We start from the raw sequence: 16,564 nt of genomic DNA, 5'->3' as shown, positions 1-16,564 counted from the left end.
GCCGGGCAGGCGTGCGATGCTGTCCGGATGAGACTCGAACTCGACGCCCCGAGCAGCGCCTGGGTGCGCGTGCCCACCGACCCGAGCGAGCGCGGCGAGGCGTGGGTCGACGAGGCGCTCGACGGCGTCCGTCGCCGGCACGCCGATGCGACGGACGAGCAGCTCGAGGCCGTTCGCCAGTGGCTCTCGCAGGCCCGCGACCGCCTGCTGCCGGGCGCCGCGGTCGGACTCGTCCACCTGCCCGAGCTGGCGCCGTTCGGCCTCGTCGTGAGCATCGGCGTCTCCGAGCCGCAGACGATCGAGGGCTCGCTCGTGCGGGCGCTGCTCGGCGACGCCGAGCTCGTCGGCCGGCCGGTCGTCGACCCGGTGGAGGTGCCCGGCATCGGCAGCGGCATCTCGGTCCGCTGCCTGTTCGCACCCGCGCCCGAGCGGAGGCCGGCCGCGGGCCTGGCGTACCTGCTCCAGGGGGAGCGGGCGACCGTGCGCGTCATGGCGAGCCCGGCCCCGCAGGAGCTCGTCGCGAGCGCCGCGCCCTCGCTCGCCAAGATCGTCGCGTCGCTGCGCCTCGTCGACTGATCACCCGGGTGACCGAACCGGCGTAGCCTCGGGTCATGGCCGACGAATCGCGCGGGAGCGAACCGCAGCGCACGCGTGACGCATGGGTCGTCGCGAGCTTCGCCGCGGCGCTCGACCTCGCGCTCGTCGTCTGCGGGTTCGGCTTCGTGAGCCTGCTGCTCGACCTCGAGGTCGTCGGGGACCCGTCGGTCGGCCTCCTCGTCGGACCCGCGGCGGTCGGGGCATCCGTCGTGACGGTCTTCATCGCGCTGGGCGTGCTGCTGCGCCGTCCCGAACGCATGGCGGGCACCGTGATCGTCGCCGCGGTCGCGAGCTGGCTCGCCTTCGTCGCGGTCGCCGCGATCGGGCACCTGCTCGGCTCCTCGTCGGCGGTGTTCGCGAGCCTGCGGTTCGCCCTGGTGCTCGGCTCCGGCTGGTTCGGCCTGCTCGTGCCCGCCTGCGCGGCGCTCACGGCGTCCCTGGCCGTCCTCGTCGCGCGCGGACGGCGCGGCGGGATGGAGCGTCCGCGCTGGCCGTGGGAGCGCGACGAGGAGGAGTAGGGCGAACGCCAGACTCCCGAGCACGCGGGACGAGCGGAGCGGCGCGGCGCCACTCGTTCGCCGACTGGGCGCGCCGCGGCATCCGGCGCAGTATCGTGAACCCGATGGAGGGTTCGGTCGAGGCGCGCGTGAGCCACGAGGTCGACCGCTGGCTGCAGTGGCTGCCGCGGTGGCGACCCGGCACGCATCGTGCCCGCGTTCGCCTCTGCCAGCGCTGTTTCGGTTCGCCGATCCTCGCCGCGGCGGGCCTCGACGTCGACATCCCGCATCCGGTGCAGCATGCCTTCTCGATGCGCATGAAGGGGGTCATCGACGTGTCCGTCGACGACTACACCGCACGCAACCTGCCGATGCTGCACCGCGAGATCCGGCTCGCCGAAGAGCGCAAGGCCCGGCGCCCGTACCGTGCGGGTGAGGGCCTCGACCCCGAGTACCTCGGCCTCGAGGTCGACCCCGAGCCGGTTCCCGACCAGCCGTTCCTCTTCACACTCGGCGGCCTCGAGGCCGTCACGGCGGCCGAGGCGAACGAGCCCGCACCGCGCCCCTTCACCCTGGAGGAGAAGGAGGCGCTGCGTGAAGAGGTGCGACTTGCCGACGAGTTCGCCAAGCAGCTCGGTCGACGCATCTGCATCGAGCTCGCCCAGCACCGCTACCGCATCGGCAATGCGATCGAACGGCTCGTCGAGCCGCAGGTCGCCGAGATGCTCGCCGACCTCGACCGCGAACTCGACGCCCCGGGGTGGCCGGGCTGACGGGCGCGCCCGCGGCATCCGCCGTCATTTGACCGCAACGTTACGTGGCATTACCATAGATCGGGTGTGTGCGCTCAGGCGCGCGCATTCGGGTGCCTGCGCTGTTCAGCGGGTCACCCCCACGGCATACCCACCATTGCAGGCTCCGCGGTTCCGCGGCGCCGGTGGGTCTGATGTGAAATCCATCACCGCTGTCACCGTGCAGCACCAACAAGGAGAAGCAGTGCCAACCATTCAGCAGTTGGTCCGCAAGGGTCGCTCGCCGAAGGTCACCAAGACCAAGGCTCCCGCCCTGAAGGCCAACCCCCAGCAGCGCGGCGTGTGCACGCGTGTGTACACCACCACCCCGAAGAAGCCGAACTCCGCGCTCCGCAAGGTCGCCCGTGTGAAGCTCTCGAACGGCACCGAGGTCACCGCCTACATCCCCGGTGAGGGCCACAACCTGCAGGAGCACTCGATGGTGCTCGTTCGCGGCGGTCGTGTGAAGGACCTCCCGGGTGTCCGTTACAAGATCATCCGCGGCGCCCTCGACACGCAGGCCGTGAAGAACCGCAAGCAGGCTCGCAGCCGCTACGGCGCGAAGATGGAGAAGAAGTAATGCCTCGCAAGGGACCCGCTCCGAAGCGCCCCGTCGTCGCAGACCCCGTCTACGGCTCGCCGGTCGTCAGCCAGCTCGTCAACAAGATCCTTGTCGACGGCAAGAAGGACCTCGCGCAGCGCATCGTCTACGAAGCGCTCGAGAACGTCGCCGCCAAGTCCGGCCAGGACGCCGTCGCCACCCTCAAGAAGGCGCTCGACAACGTGCGCCCCACCCTCGAGGTGCGCTCGCGCCGCGTCGGCGGCTCGACCTACCAGGTCCCCGTCGAGGTCAAGCCCCACCGTGCGAACACCCTGGCGCTCCGCTGGCTCACCAGCTACGCCAAGGCTCGTCGCGAGAAGACCATGACCGAGCGTCTCACCAACGAGATCCTCGACGCGTCGAACAGCCTGGGTGCTGCGGTCAAGCGCCGCGAAGACACGCACAAGATGGCTGAGTCGAACCGCGCCTTCGCCCACTACCGCTGGTAGTAGGCCGGGTGGATGCCTCCGCACCGCGGCTGCATCCCTCAGGCCCACTGCCGTTGGCAGTAGGCCGGGTGGATGCCCCAGCACCGCGCCGAGGCATCCACCCGCCCCCCACCTTCGCTTCCTGAATCCTCCGGAGGAACCCCCGTGGCACAAGACGTGCTCACCGACCTGAACAAGGTCCGCAACATCGGCATCATGGCGCACATCGATGCCGGCAAGACCACCACGACCGAGCGCATCCTGTTCTACACGGGCGTCAACCACAAGATCGGCGAGACCCACGACGGCGCCTCGACGACCGACTGGATGGAGCAGGAGAAGGAGCGCGGCATCACGATCACGTCTGCCGCCGTGACCTGCTTCTGGAACAAGAACCAGATCAACATCATCGACACCCCCGGCCACGTGGACTTCACGGTCGAGGTGGAGCGTTCGCTCCGCGTGCTCGACGGTGCGGTCGCCGTCTTCGACGGCAAGGAGGGCGTCGAGCCCCAGTCCGAGACAGTCTGGCGCCAGGCCGACAAGTACAACGTCCCGCGCATCTGCTTCGTCAACAAGATGGACAAGCTCGGCGCCGACTTCTACTTCACAGTCGACACGATCATCTCGCGCCTCGGCGCGAAGCCGCTCGTGCTGCAGCTCCCGATCGGTGCGGAGTCCTCGTTCGAGGGCGTCGTCGACCTGGTCGAGATGCGCGCGCTCACGTGGCGCGGCGACGCCAAGGGTGACGTCCAGATGGGCGCGAAGTACGCCGTCGAGGAGATCCCCGCCGACCTCGTGGAGAAGGCCGCCGAGTACCGCACCGCGCTGCTCGAGACCGTCGCCGAGACGAGCGACGAGCTCATGGAGAAGTACTTCGGCGGCGAAGAGCTGACCGTGGCCGAGATCAAGGCCGCGATCCGCAAGCTCACCGTCAACTCCGAGATCTACCCCGTGCTCTGCGGCTCCGCGTTCAAGAACCGCGGCGTCCAGCCGATGCTCGACGCGGTCATCGACTTCCTGCCGTCGCCGCTCGACGTGCCGGCCGTCGAGGCCCGCGACCCGCGCGACGAGGAGAAGATCATCCTCCGTCACGCCGACGCGAAGGACCCCTTCGCCGCGCTCGCGTTCAAGGTCGCCGTGCACCCGTTCTTCGGTCGCCTCACCTACGTGCGCGTCTACTCGGGTCGTCTCGACTCGGGCGGGCAGGTCGTGAACTCGACCAAGGGCCGCAAGGAGCGCATCGGCAAGATCTTCCAGATGCACGCCAACAAGGAGAACCCGGTCGACTTCCTGACCGCGGGCAACATCTACGCCGTCATCGGTCTGAAGGACACGACGACCGGTGACACGCTGTGCGACCCCGACAACCAGGTCGTGCTCGAGTCGATGACCTTCCCTGACCCCGTGATCGAGGTCGCCATCGAGCCGAAGACCAAGGCCGACCAGGAGAAGCTCGGCACCGCGATCCAGAAGCTCGCCGAGGAGGACCCGACCTTCCGCACCGAGCAGAACCAGGAGACCGGTCAGACGGTCATCAAGGGCATGGGCGAGCTCCACCTCGACATCCTCGTCGACCGCATGAAGCGCGAGTTCAACGTCGAGGCGAACGTCGGCAAGCCCCAGGTGGCCTACCGCGAGACGATCCGCCGCGCGGTCGAGCGTCACGACTACACCCACAAGAAGCAGACCGGTGGTTCCGGCCAGTTCGCGAAGATCCAGTTCGCGCTCGAGCCGCTCGAGATCGAAGGCGACAAGACCTACGAGTTCGAGAACAAGGTCACGGGTGGCCGCGTGCCGCGCGAGTACATCCCCTCGGTCGACGCCGGCTTCCAGGACGCGATGCAGTACGGCATCCTCGCCGGCTACCCGATGGTCGGTGTCAAGGCGAGCCTGCTCGACGGTGCCGCCCACGACGTCGACTCCTCGGAGATGGCGTTCAAGATCGCCGGCTCGATGGGCTTCAAGGAAGCCGCTCGCAAGGCGAACCCCGTCCTGCTCGAACCGCTGATGAGCGTCGAGGTCCGTACTCCTGAGGAGTACATGGGCGACGTCATCGGCGACCTGAACTCGCGCCGCGGCCAGATCCAGTCCATGGAGGACGCCGCCGGTGTGAAGGTCGTGCGTGCGCACGTCCCGCTCTCGGAGATGTTCGGATATATCGGTGACCTGCGGTCGAAGACCTCGGGCCGTGCGGTGTACTCGATGGAGTTCGAGAGCTACGCGGAGGTCCCGAAGGCTGTCGCCGACGAGATCGTCCAGAAGAACAAGGGCGAATAGCCCTGCCCGCACGAACCTTCCGGTTCGCGTAACATATCAACACAACCCCCGTAGGCCACCGGTCGCAATCCAGCGCCCGGCGGCTCTACACGAGTCCTGAGGAGGACCCACAGTGGCTAAGGCCAAGTTCGAGCGGACCAAGCCGCACGTCAACATCGGAACGATCGGTCACGTCGACCACGGCAAGACCACGCTCACCGCTGCGATCTCGAAGGTGCTTGCTGACAAGTACCCCTCGGCGACCAACGTTCAGCGCGACTTCGCGTCGATCGACTCGGCTCCCGAAGAGCGTCAGCGCGGCATCACGATCAACATCTCGCACGTCGAGTACGAGACGCCGAAGCGCCACTACGCGCACGTCGACGCCCCTGGTCACGCCGACTACATCAAGAACATGATCACCGGTGCGGCTCAGATGGACGGCGCGATCCTCGTGGTCGCCGCCACCGACGGCCCGATGGCTCAGACGCGTGAGCACGTGCTGCTCGCCAAGCAGGTCGGCGTGCCCTACCTGCTCGTCGCGCTCAACAAGAGCGACATGGTCGACGACGAGGAGATCCTGGAGCTCGTCGAGCTCGAGGTCCGCGAGCTGCTCTCGTCGCAGGGCTTCCCCGGCGACGACGCTCCGGTCGTTCGCGTCTCGGGCCTCAAGGCGCTCGAAGGCGACGAGAAGTGGGTCAACTCGGTTCTCGAGCTCATGGAGGCCGTCGACTCGTCCGTGCCCGACCCGGTGCGCGACCGCGACAAGCCGTTCCTCATGCCCGTCGAGGACGTCTTCACGATCACCGGCCGTGGCACGGTCGTCACGGGCCGCGCCGAGCGTGGCACGCTGAAGATCAACTCCGAGGTCGAGATCGTCGGCATCCGCCCGACGCAGAAGACCACCGTCACCGGTATCGAGATGTTCCACAAGCAGCTCGACGAGGCATGGGCCGGCGAGAACTGCGGTCTCCTGCTCCGCGGCACCAAGCGCGAGGACGTCGAGCGCGGCCAGGTCGTCGTGGCGCCGGGTTCGGTCACCCCCCACACCAACTTCGAGGGCACTGCCTACATCCTCTCGAAGGACGAGGGCGGCCGTCACAACCCGTTCTACGCGAACTACCGTCCGCAGTTCTACTTCCGCACCACCGACGTCACCGGCGTCATCACGCTGCCCGAGGGCACCGAGATGGTCATGCCCGGCGACACCACCGACATGGTCGTCGAGCTGATCCAGCCGATCGCCATGGAGGAGGGCCTCGGCTTCGCCATCCGCGAGGGTGGCCGCACCGTCGGCGCCGGTACCGTCACGAAGATCATCAAGTAATCTTCGCGATACGCGACCTGTGAGGGGGTCGGGCTTCGGCCCGGCCCCCTTCGTCGTTCCCTCCGAGGGTCGGGGCGCCTCCGAGGGGCGGTATCGCGAAAGTCGCCCTTGGGCGAACGATCGCCTTCACCGTAGGGTTGAGCCGATGGCTGCTTCACCCCCGCCATTCGCTCGATCCACGGTACGTCCCGAGATCCAGGCTCTCCGGGCCGTCGCCGTGGGGGCGGTTGTGCTCCATCACGGTTGGCCGGCCGTGGCACCCGCCGGCTACATGGGCGTCGACGTCTTCTTCGTCGTCTCCGGGTTCCTCATTACCGGGCTCCTCATGCGGGAGGTCGAGCGATCGGGCCGCCTCTCACTGCGCGACTTTTACCTCCGCAGGGCCCGCCGCATCCTGCCCGCGGCGATCGCGACCCTCGCGGCCGTCTCGGCGCTCACCCTGCTGCTCGTCCCGCAGCGCGAGTGGCGTTCGTGGTTCCGCGAGATCGTCGCGGCCACCCTCTACTACGAGAACTGGCAGCTGGCGGTCGACTCCCAGATCCCTCGGCGCGCCGATCTCGAATCGACCCCTGTGCAGCACTTCTGGTCGCTGTCGGTCGAGGAGCAGTTCTACCTCTTCTGGCCGCTGCTCATCATCGTCGCGCTCTGGATCGCCGCCCGGCGGGGCGGGGCATCCACCGTCGTGGTGCTCGTGATGCTGTCGGTCGTCACCGTCGCCTCGTTCGTGCACTCGGTGCTCCTCACCGTGCAGGATCCGAACCTCGCCTACTTCTCGACCTTCGCGCGCACCTGGGAGTTCGGCGTCGGCGGGATCCTCGCGATCGTGAGCCGCCCCCAGCTCACCGGCAGGGCGGGGGTGCGCTCCGTCGTCTCATGGGCGGGGCTCGTGCTCATCGTGGTGCCGATCGTCGCCTTCCGTTCGCCCGAGGTGTTCCCCGGACTCGTGGTGCTGATGCCGGTGGTGGGCACGCTCGCAGTCATCTGGGCGGGCATGCCGGAGCGCGCCTGGTCGCCCGCGAGCGTCGCCCGGCTGCGTCCGGTGCAGTGGACGGGCGACGTCTCGTACTCGCTGTACCTCTGGCACTGGCCGATCTTCATGTTCACCCCCTACCTGACCGGGATGCCGAGCCCGCCGTGGCTGATGGTGGTCCTCGTCGCGGTGTCGGTGCTCGTCGCGGGGCTGTCGAAGCGCTGGATCGAGGATCCGTTCCGCCAGGGCCGCCGCGGGCTCGGGCTTCGCCCCGTGTTCCTGCTGAGCGGCCTCGCCGGACTCATCGCCGTCATCGTGGGAGCGGGCGTCGTCGCTCCGAGCATGGCGGGCGAGCGCGCGGCGGCGTGCGAGAACTCCGTCGAGGAGTGAGCGGCGTCCGGCGCGGCTACGCCGGGGAACCGTCGATGGTGGTGTCGAGCTCGATGCTGTCCTCGACGCTGCGCGCCACGGTGCATCCCCGCTCGATCGCCCGGGCCATGATCTCGATGAGCTTGGTGCGATCGGATGCCTCGAGCCCGCCGAGATCGACGAGCAACTCCTCCTCGACGCGGGTGTACCGGTTCGTCTCGGGGTCGCTCAGGCCGTGCGCCCAGATGGTGATCGCGTAGTCGTCGCCGAGCCGCCGGGCCGCGACCCGGTCGGTGCTGAGGCCCGCGCAGCCGATGAGGGCGAGCTTCAGTAGCTCGCCCGGCGAGAAGTGCACGCCCTCGAGTTCGTCGCCGCCGATGCGCACCGTGGCGCCGCGCTCGTTCAGCCCCTCGTAGCTGCGAGGACCGGTGCGCGTGACCGAGACGCTGCCCGGTCCGATCCGATCGCTGACCTGATGTGCGTGCTCGCTCATTGCGCCTCCAGACGGGGTCATGGCCCCTCCACCCATCATGCGGCATCGCGCGGATCGGAGCCGTTTCCTGCGACGTCCCTGTGAGGAGCGGCGGGCGCGACACGCCCGGGTTGCACGGACGTCTCGACTGTGGCAAACTCGTTGAGTTCAACATTTCGAACGCGTGCCCTCGTGCGCGCGTTCGAATCACTGTCAGGCAGTGCATAACCACCCGAAGCGCAGCTCCGGGGTCAGGTTAGGCGGCAGGCAGCAGAACACACAACCGACAACCACCTGGCACGGGTCTTCCCGTGCTGCGTGCGCGCCGGTTGGGGCTCGAAGGTCGAGCGTGTCGAGGGCACCGCCCCGGGTCATCCGGGCGGGTGGCTTCGACAGGCTCGATCACCGGCCTTTGACAGAAGAACAGTGGTGCTTCACACGGAGTAGCTACGCGGCGTCCGATGCCCTCGGAAGGGGTAAGACGCCTTGACAGAGAGAGAGTCAGCAATGGCGGGACAGAAGATCCGCATTCGACTGAAGTCGTATGACCACGAGGTCATCGACACCTCGGCGCGCAAGATCGTCGACACGGTGACCCGCGCGGGCGCCACGGTCGTCGGCCCCGTGCCGCTTCCGACGGAGAAGAACGTGGTGTGCGTCATCCGCTCGCCCCACAAGTACAAGGACAGCCGCGAGCACTTCGAGATGCGCACCCACAAGCGTCTCATCGACATCGTGGACCCGACGCCCAAGGCCGTCGACTCGCTGATGCGTCTCGACCTGCCGGCCGACGTCAACATCGAGATCAAGCTCTGAGGTAACAGATGTCTTCCGCTACCAAGAACGTGAAGGGTCTGCTCGGCACGAAGCTCGGCATGACCCAGGTCTGGGATGAGAACAACAAGCTCGTCCCCGTCACCGTCATCGAGATCGCCCCGAACGTGGTCACGCAGCTCCGCACCGTCGAGAAGGACGGCTACGAGGCCGTGCAGATCGCCGCCGGCGCCATCGACCCGCGCAAGGTCAACCAGCCCGCCGCCGGCCACTTCCAGGCCGCAGGCGTGACTCCCCGCCGCCACGTGACCGAGGTCCGCACCGCGGACGCCGCGTCGTACGAGCTCGGCCAGGAGCTCGCGGTCGAGGGTGCCTTCGAGGCCGGCCAGCTCGTCGACGTCGTCGGCACGAGCAAGGGCAAGGGCTTCGCCGGTGTCATGAAGCGCCACAACTTCAAGGGCGTCTCGGCTTCGCACGGTTCGCACCGCAACCACCGCAAGCCCGGTTCGATCGGTGCTTCGTCGACCCCCAGCCGTGTCTTCAAGGGCATGCGCATGGCCGGTCGCATGGGTGGCGAGCGCGTGACCGTGCTGAACCTCCGCGTCCACGCCGTCGACGCCGAGAAGGGCCTGCTGCTCGTCAAGGGCGCGGTTCCCGGTGCTCGCGGCCGTCTCGTTTTCGTCCGCAACGCAGTGAAGGGGGCGTAGTCCATGGCTACCGCCAACACCATCGACGTGCTCGACGCGACCGGCAAGAAGTCCGGCTCGTTCGAGCTGCCCGCCGAGCTCTTCGACGCGCAGACCAACGTCCCGCTCATCCACCAGGTCGTCGTCGCGCAGCTCGCTGCGGCACGCCAGGGCACGCACAAGACCAAGACCCGCGGCGAAGTCTCGGGCGCCGGTCGCAAGCCGTTCAAGCAGAAGGGCACCGGCCGCGCTCGTCAGGGCTCGATCCGCGCTCCGCACATGACCGGCGGTGGCGTCGTGCACGGCCCGCAGCCGCGCGACTACTCGCAGCGGACCCCCAAGAAGATGATCGCCGCGGCTCTCCTCGGCGCCCTCTCCGACCGCGCTCGCGGCGGCCGCATCCACGCGGTCTCCGGGTTCGTCCCCGGTGAGGCCCCCCGCACGAAGGACGCGATCGCGCTCCTCGGCGGCATCGCCCCGGCCAAGCACTTCCTGATCGTGCTCACGCGCGACGAGGAGCTCGCCGAGCGCGCCGTCCGCAACATCCCGACCGTGCACGTGCTGCCGGTCGACCAGCTCAACGCCTACGACGTGCTCGTCGCCGACGACATCGTCTTCAGCGCCGCCGCGCTCGAGGCCTTCGTGGCCGCGAAGTCGGCGAAGAAGGAAGAGGTCTCCGCATGAGCGCCGCACACAACAAGGACCCGCGCGACATCATCATCGCGCCGGTCGTCTCGGAGAAGAGCTACGGCCTGATCGACGAGGGCAAGTACACGTTCACCGTGGACCCCCGCTCGAACAAGACCGAGATCAAGCTCGCCATCGAGAAGATCTTCAACGTCCAGGTGGCGTCGATCAACACCCTGAACCGTCAGGGCAAGACCCGCCGCACCCGGTTCGGCATGGGCAAGCGCAAGGACACGAAGCGCGCGATCGTCACCCTCAAGTCCGGCTCGATCGACATCTTCACGGCTGTCGGCTAAGGAGCAGAGGTAGAAAATGGCTATTCGTAAGTACAAGCCCACGACCCCGGGTCGTCGCGGTTCGTCGGTCGCCGACTTCGCGGAGATCACGCGTTCGACTCCTGAGAAGTCGCTGCTCCGCCCCCTGTCGAAGACCGGTGGTCGTAACAACCAGGGTCGCATCACGACCCGTCACATCGGTGGTGGCCACAAGCGCCAGTACCGCGTGATCGACTTCCGTCGCAACGACAAGGACGGCGTCAACGCCAAGGTCGCTCACATCGAGTACGACCCCAACCGCACCGCGCGCATCGCGCTGCTGCACTTCGTCGACGGCACCAAGCGTTACATCCTGGCTCCGAACAAGCTCTCGCAGGGCGACATCGTCGAGTCGGGCCCGAACGCCGACATCAAGCCGGGCAACAACCTGCCGCTGAAGAACATCCCCACCGGTACCGTCGTGCACGCCATCGAGCTGCGCCCCGGTGGCGGTGCCAAGATGGCTCGCTCGGCCGGCGCCTCGGTGCGTCTCGTCGCCAAGGACGGCCCCTACGCGCAGCTCCGTCTGCCCTCGGGTGAGATCCGCAACGTCGACGCGCGCTGCCGCGCGACCGTCGGCGAGGTCGGCAACGCCGAGCAGTCGAACATCAACTGGGGCAAGGCCGGCCGCAAGCGCTGGAAGGGCGTCCGCCCGACCGTGCGTGGTGTCGCGATGAACCCGATCGACCACCCGCACGGTGGTGGTGAGGGCAAGACCTCCGGTGGTCGTCACCCGGTCAGCCCCTGGGGCAAGTCCGAGGGCCGCACTCGTCGCCCCAACAAGGAAAGCGACAAGCTCATCGTCCGTCGTCGCACCGTCGGCAAGAAGCGCAAGTAGGAGTAAGAGAAGATGCCTCGCAGTCTCAAGAAGGGCCCCTTCGTCGACGAGCACCTGCTTCGCAAGGTCGTCGTCCAGAACGAAGCCGGTTCGAAGAACGTCATCAAGACGTGGTCGCGCCGCTCGATGATCATCCCGGCCATGCTCGGGCACACGATCGCCGTGCACGACGGCCGCAAGCACATCCCGGTGTTCGTCACCGAGACCATGGTGGGTCACAAGCTCGGCGAGTTCGCCCCCACCCGCACCTTCCGTGGTCACGTGAAGGACGACAAGAAGGGCCGCCGCCGCTGACGCGGTGGCGTGAAGGAGGAAAGAAATGGTGGAGTCGATCGCACGCGTGCGTCACATCCGCGTGACCCCCATGAAGGCCCGTCGTGTCGTCAACATGATCCGCGGCAAGCAGGCTCAGGAGGCCCTGGCCATCCTGAAGTTCGCCCCCCAGGGTGCGAGCGAGCCCGTGTACAAGCTCGTCGCCTCGGCCATCGCGAACGCTCGCGTCAAGGCCGATGCAACGAACACCTATCTGGACGAGCAGGACCTCTACATCAGCCGCGCATTCGTCGATGAGGGCACCACCCTCAAGCGATTCCAGCCGCGTGCGCAGGGTCGTGCCTTCCGCATCAACAAGCGAACGAGCCACATCACCGTCGTGCTCGCCACGCCCGAGGAGGGTACGAAGTAATGGGTCAGAAGGTCAACCCGTACGGCTTCCGTCTCGGCATCACCACCGACCACGTGTCGCGGTGGTTCTCCGACTCGACGAAGCCCGGACAGCGCTACGCCGACTACCTCGCCGAGGATGTCAAGATCCGCCGTCTGCTGCAGACGTCGCTCGACCGCGCGGGTGTCTCGCGCATCGAGATCGAGCGCACCCGCGACCGCGTCCGCGTGGACATCCACACGGCGCGTCCCGGCATCGTGATCGGCCGCCGCGGCGCCGAGGCCGAGCGCATCCGCGCCGACCTCGAGAAGCTCACCGGCAAGCAGATCCAGCTCAACATCCTCGAGGTGAAGAACCCCGAGGCCGACGCCCAGCTCGTCGCGCAGGGCATCGCCGAGCAGCTCTCCGCTCGTGTGGCGTTCCGCCGCGCGATGCGCAAGGGCCTGCAGGGCGCGCAGCGCGCCGGCGCCAAGGGTGTCCGCATCCAGGTGTCGGGCCGTCTCGGCGGCGCCGAGATGAGCCGCTCGGAGTTCTACCGCGAAGGCCGTGTGCCCCTGCACACGCTCCGCGCGAACATCGACTACGGCTTCTACGAGGCCAAGACCACCTTCGGCCGCATCGGCGTGAAGGTCTGGATCTACAAGGGCGACATCACCAACAAGGAACTCGCGCGCGAGCAGGCGGCCCAGAAGCCGTCTCGCGACCGCAACGACCGTCCCCGTCGCGACCGCGCCCCCAAGGCCGAGCCGGCGACCGCAGGAGTTGAGGCATAACCATGTTGATTCCCCGTCGAGTCAAGTACCGCAAGCAGCACCACCCCGGCCGCTCGGGCCAGGCCACCGGTGGCACCAAGGTGTCGTTCGGTGAGTACGGCATCCAGGCGCTGACGCCCGCTTACGTGACCAACCGTCAGATCGAGTCCGCTCGTATCGCCATGACGCGTCACATCAAGCGTGGCGGCAAGGTGTGGATCAACATCTACCCCGACCGTCCGCTCACGAAGAAGCCGGCCGAAACCCGCATGGGTTCCGGTAAGGGTTCGCCCGAGTGGTGGGTCGCCAACGTCAAGCCGGGTCGCGTCCTCTTCGAGGTCTCGGGCGTCTCCGAGGAGCTCGCCCGCGAAGCCATGACCCGTGCCATCCACAAGCTGCCCCTCAAGGCACGCATCATCAAGCGCGAGGAGGGCGACGCATAATGGCCGTCGGCACCAAGGAGCTCAGCCCCGCAGAGCTCGACACCTTTGAAGACGAGCGACTCGTCGACGAGCTGAAGAAGGCCAAGGAAGAGCTGTTCAACCTGCGCTTCCAGTCGGCCACCGGTCAGCTCGAGAGCCACGGCCGCCTCCGTGCGGTCAAGCGCGACATCGCCCGCATCTACACGGTCATCCGTGAGCGCGAGCTCGGCATCCGTGCCACGCCCGCGCCGGTCGAGGCGGCCCCCGCCAAGGCCGAGAAGAAGACGAAGAAGGCCAAGGCCGAGGCGGATGCCCCGGCCGACGCCGCAGAGACGAAGGAGGCCTGATCATGGCTGAGACCAAGAAGGCTGCGAAGCCCGCGGTCGAAACCGCGACCGACCTCGCGGAGTCCACCGAGGTGCGCGGCTACCGCAAGGTTCGCCGCGGCTACGTCGTCAGCGACAAGATGGAGAAGACCATCGTCGTCGAGGTCGAGGACCGCGTGAAGCACCCGCTGTACGGCAAGGTCATCCGCCGTACCTCGAAGGTCAAGGCGCACGACGAGCAGAACACCGCCGGCATCGGCGACCTCGTCGTGATCAGCGAGACCCGCCCCCTTTCCGCCACGAAGCGCTGGCGTCTCGTCGAGATCGTCGAGAAGGCCAAGTAAGCCTCGGGCTTGCTTGAAAGAAGGAGTTCGAAGTGCTTCAGCAGGAATCACGAGTCAAGGTCGCCGACAACACCGGCGCCAAGGAGCTGCTCACGATCCGCGTTCTCGGCGGTTCGAAGCGTCGTTACGCCGGTGTCGGTGACGTCATCGTCGCGACCGTCAAGGACGCTATCCCCGGCGGCAACGTCAAGAAGGGCGATGTGGTCAAGGCCGTCATCGTCCGCACCGTCAAGGAGACCCGTCGTCCCGACGGCTCGTACATCAAGTTCGACGAGAATGCCGCGGTCATCCTGAAGAACGACGGTGACCCCCGCGGCACCCGTATCTTCGGGCCGGTCGGTCGCGAGCTTCGCGACAAGAAGTTCATGAAGATCATCTCGCTGGCACCGGAGGTGCTGTAAAAACATGGCCAACATCAAGAAGGGCGACCTCGTCCAGGTCATCTCGGGCCGCAGCCAGGCTCGCGGCGGAGACCGCGGCAAGCAGGGCAAGGTCCTCGAGGTGCTCGTCGCCGAGAACCGCGTCGTCGTCGAAGGCGTGAACTTCGTCACGAAGCACGTGCGCGTCGGTCAGACGCAGCGCGGCTCGAAGACCGGCGGCATCGAGACCCACGAGGCGCCGATCCACGTTTCGAACGTCGCGATCGTCGACCCCGAGACGAAGAAGCCGACCCGCGTCGGCTTCCGCACCGAGCAGGTGACGAAGGACGGCGTCACGAAGACCGTCCGCGTCCGCTACGCCAAGAAGTCAGGTAAGGACCTGTAATGACCGACACGGCTACGCAGGCTGGCAAAATCCAGCCGCGACTGAAGACCAAGTACCGCGGCGAGATCGCCAAGGGCCTCACCGAGCAGTTCGAGTACACGAACCCGCACCAGGTGCCCGGCCTCGTGAAGATCGTCGTGAACATGGGTGTCGGCGAGGCCGCCCGCGATGGCAAGGTCATCGACGGCGCGATCGCCGACCTCATCAAGATCACCGGCCAGAAGCCGCAGGTGACCAAGGCCCGCAAGTCGATCGCGCAGTTCAAGCTGCGCGAGGGTCAGCCGATCGGTGCGCACGTCACGCTCCGCGGCGACCGCATGTGGGAGTTCCTCGACCGCCTGCTCTCGCTCGCCCTGCCCCGCATCCGCGACTTCCGCGGACTCAGCGACCAGCAGTTCGACGGCAACGGCAACTACACCTTCGGTCTCACGGAGCAGTCGATGTTCCACGAGATCGACCAGGACAAGATCGACCGCGTTCGCGGCATGGACATCACCGTGGTGACCACCGCCAAGAACGACGACGAGGGTCGCGCGCTGCTCAAGGCGCTCGGCTTCCCGTTCAAGTCGGCCGACAACGCGTAGTAGACTCTACGAGTTTGTGCTCGCATTCGCCGGTCTCCGATCACTCGGAGGCCGGCGGGTGCGGGACTTCGGTCTCATGCAATCGCTGAGGCCACACCACAGGTCAGTCCCCGTGTAACGGGTCCTGAAACCTGGTGAACGTAAGGAACGAATCGTCATGACGATGACCGACCCGGTCGCTGACATGCTGACCCGCCTGCGGAATGCGAACTCCGCGCACCACGACTCCGTGTCGATGCCCAACTCGAAGCTCAAGGCGCACATCGCCGAGATCCTGAAGCTCGAGGGCTACATCGCCGACTTCGAGGTCACCGACGCTCGCGTGGGCAAGACCCTCACGCTGAAGCTCAAGTTCGGCCCGAACCGCGAGCGCTCGATCGCCGGTATCAAGCGCGTCTCGAAGCCCGGCCTCCGCGTGTACGCGAAGTCGACCGAGCTGCCCAAGGTCCTCGGCGGCCTCGGCGTCGCGATCCTGTCCACTTCCAGCGGTCTGCTGACCGACCGCCAGGCCGAGAAGAAGGGCGTGGGTGGGGAAGTCCTCGCCTACGTGTGGTAACCCCATGTCACGAATCGGACGACTCCCCATCGCGATCCCCGCGGGTGTCGACGTCAAGATCGACGGCTCCGCCGTCACCGTCAAGGGCCCGAAGGGCGAGCTCTCGCTCAACGTCGCGTCCCCCATCGAGGTCAAGCTCGAGGAGAACCAGGTCGTCGTGACCCGTCCCGACGACGAGCGCGCCTCGCGTTCGCTCCACGGCCTCACGCGCACCCTCATCGCCAACGACATCATCGGTGTCACCGAGGGCTACTCCAAGGGCCTCGAGATCGTCGGCACCGGTTACCGCGTCGCGCAGAAGGGCAGCGCCGTCGAGTTCGCGCTCGGCTTCTCGCACCCGGTCACGGTCGAGGCTCCCGAGGGCATCACGCTGACCGTCGAGGGCAACAACAAGATCACGGTCGCCGGCATCTCGAAGCAGGCCGTCGGCGAGACCGCCGCCAACATCCGCAAGATCAAGAAGCCCGAGCCGTACAAGGGCAAGGGCATCCGCTACGCCGGCGAGGTCGTGCGTCGCAAGGCCGGAAAGTCAGGTAAGTAA

General features: G+C 67.3%; 25 protein-coding genes. 24 read left to right on the top strand and 1 reads right to left on the bottom strand.

Annotation, left to right across the window (positions count from 1 at the left end; genetic code table 11):
- Window positions 1-27: 27 nt before the first annotated feature.
- From ACFVTR_RS06370 to ACFVTR_RS06335, 8 genes are all read left to right on the top strand, one after another.
- Window positions 28-576 (top strand): hypothetical protein, encoded by a 549-nt coding sequence (locus tag ACFVTR_RS06370; RefSeq protein WP_387035700.1) that lies wholly within the window; start codon window positions 28-30, stop codon window positions 574-576.
- 35 nt (window positions 577-611) lie between these two features.
- Window positions 612-1,115, top strand: coding sequence for a DUF6121 family protein (locus ACFVTR_RS06365; RefSeq protein WP_387035697.1), 504 nt, complete (start codon window positions 612-614; stop codon window positions 1,113-1,115).
- Between the two features lie 104 nt (window positions 1,116-1,219).
- Window positions 1,220-1,867, top strand: a complete 648-nt coding sequence (locus ACFVTR_RS06360; protein WP_157423390.1) for a spermidine/putrescine ABC transporter substrate-binding protein — start codon at window positions 1,220-1,222, stop codon at window positions 1,865-1,867.
- Window positions 1,868-2,090: 223 nt separating this feature from the next.
- Window positions 2,091-2,465, top strand: a complete 375-nt coding sequence (rpsL, locus tag ACFVTR_RS06355) for a 30S ribosomal protein S12 (RefSeq protein ID WP_022889720.1) — start codon at window positions 2,091-2,093, stop codon at window positions 2,463-2,465.
- Complete coding sequence (gene rpsG, locus ACFVTR_RS06350) at window positions 2,465-2,935, top strand: 30S ribosomal protein S7 (protein WP_022889721.1); 471 nt, start codon at window positions 2,465-2,467, stop codon at window positions 2,933-2,935. The genes rpsL and rpsG overlap by 1 nt, the downstream gene beginning before the upstream one ends.
- Before the next feature lie 144 nt (window positions 2,936-3,079).
- A complete protein-coding gene (fusA, locus tag ACFVTR_RS06345; protein ID WP_387035695.1) occupies window positions 3,080-5,194 on the top strand; it encodes an elongation factor G in 2,115 nt (704 codons plus the stop codon).
- Between the two features lie 112 nt (window positions 5,195-5,306).
- Window positions 5,307-6,500, top strand: a complete 1,194-nt coding sequence (gene tuf, locus ACFVTR_RS06340; protein WP_376944293.1) for an elongation factor Tu — start codon at window positions 5,307-5,309, stop codon at window positions 6,498-6,500.
- 145 nt (window positions 6,501-6,645) lie between these two features.
- Window positions 6,646-7,860 carry an acyltransferase family protein gene (locus ACFVTR_RS06335; RefSeq protein ID WP_387035693.1) on the top strand — a complete coding sequence of 405 codons (1,215 nt, stop codon included), beginning with the start codon at window positions 6,646-6,648 and terminating at the stop codon, window positions 7,858-7,860.
- Window positions 7,861-7,876: 16 nt separating this feature from the next.
- Here ACFVTR_RS06335 and ACFVTR_RS06330 read toward each other — a convergent pair whose 3' ends face one another.
- Entirely contained in the window at window positions 7,877-8,332 is a 456-nt protein-coding gene (locus ACFVTR_RS06330) for an OsmC family protein (RefSeq protein WP_387035691.1), read from the bottom strand.
- A 486-nt stretch (window positions 8,333-8,818) separates the two neighbouring features.
- On the opposite strand from ACFVTR_RS06330, the gene rpsJ reads away from it, so the two are divergent.
- From rpsJ to rplF, 16 genes are all read left to right on the top strand, one after another.
- Window positions 8,819-9,127, top strand: coding sequence for a 30S ribosomal protein S10 (gene rpsJ, locus ACFVTR_RS06325; protein WP_017201594.1), 309 nt, complete (start codon window positions 8,819-8,821; stop codon window positions 9,125-9,127).
- A gap of 8 nt (window positions 9,128-9,135) precedes the next feature.
- Window positions 9,136-9,792 (top strand): 50S ribosomal protein L3, encoded by a 657-nt coding sequence (gene rplC / locus ACFVTR_RS06320; protein ID WP_376944300.1) that lies wholly within the window; start codon window positions 9,136-9,138, stop codon window positions 9,790-9,792.
- A 3-nt stretch (window positions 9,793-9,795) separates the two neighbouring features.
- Window positions 9,796-10,455, top strand: a complete 660-nt coding sequence (gene rplD, locus ACFVTR_RS06315; RefSeq protein WP_387035689.1) for a 50S ribosomal protein L4 — start codon at window positions 9,796-9,798, stop codon at window positions 10,453-10,455.
- The gene (rplW, locus tag ACFVTR_RS06310) at window positions 10,452-10,754 is read left to right on the top strand and encodes a 50S ribosomal protein L23 (protein ID WP_022889726.1); all 303 of its coding nucleotides are present in this window, start codon (window positions 10,452-10,454) and stop codon (window positions 10,752-10,754) included. Before rplD ends, rplW begins: the two co-directional genes overlap by 4 nt.
- A gap of 16 nt (window positions 10,755-10,770) precedes the next feature.
- Window positions 10,771-11,610: a 50S ribosomal protein L2 gene (gene rplB, locus ACFVTR_RS06305; protein ID WP_157423218.1), complete on the top strand. Its 840-nt coding sequence runs from the start codon at window positions 10,771-10,773 to the stop codon at window positions 11,608-11,610.
- A 12-nt stretch (window positions 11,611-11,622) separates the two neighbouring features.
- Complete coding sequence (gene rpsS / locus ACFVTR_RS06300; RefSeq protein WP_022889728.1) at window positions 11,623-11,904, top strand: 30S ribosomal protein S19; 282 nt, start codon at window positions 11,623-11,625, stop codon at window positions 11,902-11,904.
- A 25-nt stretch (window positions 11,905-11,929) separates the two neighbouring features.
- A complete protein-coding gene (gene rplV, locus ACFVTR_RS06295) occupies window positions 11,930-12,295 on the top strand; it encodes a 50S ribosomal protein L22 (RefSeq protein WP_026378675.1) in 366 nt (121 codons plus the stop codon).
- Window positions 12,295-13,047, top strand: coding sequence for a 30S ribosomal protein S3 (gene rpsC / locus ACFVTR_RS06290; protein WP_157423219.1), 753 nt, complete (start codon window positions 12,295-12,297; stop codon window positions 13,045-13,047). Before rplV ends, rpsC begins: the two co-directional genes overlap by 1 nt.
- 2 nt (window positions 13,048-13,049) lie before the next feature.
- Window positions 13,050-13,469: a 50S ribosomal protein L16 gene (rplP, locus tag ACFVTR_RS06285; RefSeq protein WP_022889731.1), complete on the top strand. Its 420-nt coding sequence runs from the start codon at window positions 13,050-13,052 to the stop codon at window positions 13,467-13,469.
- The gene (gene rpmC / locus ACFVTR_RS06280; RefSeq protein ID WP_376944304.1) at window positions 13,469-13,795 is read left to right on the top strand and encodes a 50S ribosomal protein L29; all 327 of its coding nucleotides are present in this window, start codon (window positions 13,469-13,471) and stop codon (window positions 13,793-13,795) included. The genes rplP and rpmC overlap by 1 nt, the downstream gene beginning before the upstream one ends.
- 2 nt (window positions 13,796-13,797) lie before the next feature.
- A complete protein-coding gene (rpsQ, locus tag ACFVTR_RS06275) occupies window positions 13,798-14,118 on the top strand; it encodes a 30S ribosomal protein S17 (protein WP_376944306.1) in 321 nt (106 codons plus the stop codon).
- 32 nt (window positions 14,119-14,150) lie between these two features.
- A complete protein-coding gene (gene rplN / locus ACFVTR_RS06270; protein WP_157423221.1) occupies window positions 14,151-14,519 on the top strand; it encodes a 50S ribosomal protein L14 in 369 nt (122 codons plus the stop codon).
- 4 nt (window positions 14,520-14,523) lie between these two features.
- Window positions 14,524-14,883: a 50S ribosomal protein L24 gene (gene rplX / locus ACFVTR_RS06265; RefSeq protein WP_376944308.1), complete on the top strand. Its 360-nt coding sequence runs from the start codon at window positions 14,524-14,526 to the stop codon at window positions 14,881-14,883.
- A complete protein-coding gene (gene rplE / locus ACFVTR_RS06260; protein ID WP_376944310.1) occupies window positions 14,883-15,467 on the top strand; it encodes a 50S ribosomal protein L5 in 585 nt (194 codons plus the stop codon). The genes rplX and rplE overlap by 1 nt, the downstream gene beginning before the upstream one ends.
- A gap of 157 nt (window positions 15,468-15,624) precedes the next feature.
- Window positions 15,625-16,023: a 30S ribosomal protein S8 gene (gene rpsH, locus ACFVTR_RS06255; protein WP_022889737.1), complete on the top strand. Its 399-nt coding sequence runs from the start codon at window positions 15,625-15,627 to the stop codon at window positions 16,021-16,023.
- Between the two features lie 4 nt (window positions 16,024-16,027).
- Window positions 16,028-16,564: a 50S ribosomal protein L6 gene (rplF, locus tag ACFVTR_RS06250; RefSeq protein ID WP_387035685.1), complete on the top strand. Its 537-nt coding sequence runs from the start codon at window positions 16,028-16,030 to the stop codon at window positions 16,562-16,564.

The sequence above is a fragment of the Agromyces sp. NPDC058126 genome (genome assembly GCF_042884595.1).
In the GTDB taxonomy this organism is placed as follows: Bacteria; Actinomycetota; Actinomycetes; order Actinomycetales; family Microbacteriaceae; genus Agromyces.
The sequence above is the reverse complement of the archived record's forward strand: the minus strand, read 5'-3'. Positions and strand labels throughout refer to the sequence as shown.

Coding starts and splice junctions, on each gene's coding strand:
- ACFVTR_RS06370 (WP_387035700.1), top strand. CDS start 28: ATGAGACTCGAACTCGACGCCCCGAGCAGCGCCTGGGTGCGCGTGCCC.
- ACFVTR_RS06365 (WP_387035697.1), top strand. CDS start 612: ATGGCCGACGAATCGCGCGGGAGCGAACCGCAGCGCACGCGTGACGCA.
- ACFVTR_RS06360 (WP_157423390.1), top strand. CDS start 1,220: ATGGAGGGTTCGGTCGAGGCGCGCGTGAGCCACGAGGTCGACCGCTGG.
- rpsG (WP_022889721.1), top strand. CDS start 2,465: ATGCCTCGCAAGGGACCCGCTCCGAAGCGCCCCGTCGTCGCAGACCCC.
- ACFVTR_RS06335 (WP_387035693.1), top strand. CDS start 6,646: ATGGCTGCTTCACCCCCGCCATTCGCTCGATCCACGGTACGTCCCGAG.
- ACFVTR_RS06330 (WP_387035691.1), bottom strand. CDS start 8,332: ATGAGCGAGCACGCACATCAGGTCAGCGATCGGATCGGACCGGGCAGC.
- rpsJ (WP_017201594.1), top strand. CDS start 8,819: ATGGCGGGACAGAAGATCCGCATTCGACTGAAGTCGTATGACCACGAG.
- rplC (WP_376944300.1), top strand. CDS start 9,136: ATGTCTTCCGCTACCAAGAACGTGAAGGGTCTGCTCGGCACGAAGCTC.
- rplD (WP_387035689.1), top strand. CDS start 9,796: ATGGCTACCGCCAACACCATCGACGTGCTCGACGCGACCGGCAAGAAG.
- rplW (WP_022889726.1), top strand. CDS start 10,452: ATGAGCGCCGCACACAACAAGGACCCGCGCGACATCATCATCGCGCCG.
- rplB (WP_157423218.1), top strand. CDS start 10,771: ATGGCTATTCGTAAGTACAAGCCCACGACCCCGGGTCGTCGCGGTTCG.
- rpsS (WP_022889728.1), top strand. CDS start 11,623: ATGCCTCGCAGTCTCAAGAAGGGCCCCTTCGTCGACGAGCACCTGCTT.
- rplV (WP_026378675.1), top strand. CDS start 11,930: ATGGTGGAGTCGATCGCACGCGTGCGTCACATCCGCGTGACCCCCATG.
- rpsC (WP_157423219.1), top strand. CDS start 12,295: ATGGGTCAGAAGGTCAACCCGTACGGCTTCCGTCTCGGCATCACCACC.
- rplP (WP_022889731.1), top strand. CDS start 13,050: ATGTTGATTCCCCGTCGAGTCAAGTACCGCAAGCAGCACCACCCCGGC.
- rpmC (WP_376944304.1), top strand. CDS start 13,469: ATGGCCGTCGGCACCAAGGAGCTCAGCCCCGCAGAGCTCGACACCTTT.
- rpsQ (WP_376944306.1), top strand. CDS start 13,798: ATGGCTGAGACCAAGAAGGCTGCGAAGCCCGCGGTCGAAACCGCGACC.
- rplX (WP_376944308.1), top strand. CDS start 14,524: ATGGCCAACATCAAGAAGGGCGACCTCGTCCAGGTCATCTCGGGCCGC.
- rplE (WP_376944310.1), top strand. CDS start 14,883: ATGACCGACACGGCTACGCAGGCTGGCAAAATCCAGCCGCGACTGAAG.
- rpsH (WP_022889737.1), top strand. CDS start 15,625: ATGACGATGACCGACCCGGTCGCTGACATGCTGACCCGCCTGCGGAAT.
- rplF (WP_387035685.1), top strand. CDS start 16,028: ATGTCACGAATCGGACGACTCCCCATCGCGATCCCCGCGGGTGTCGAC.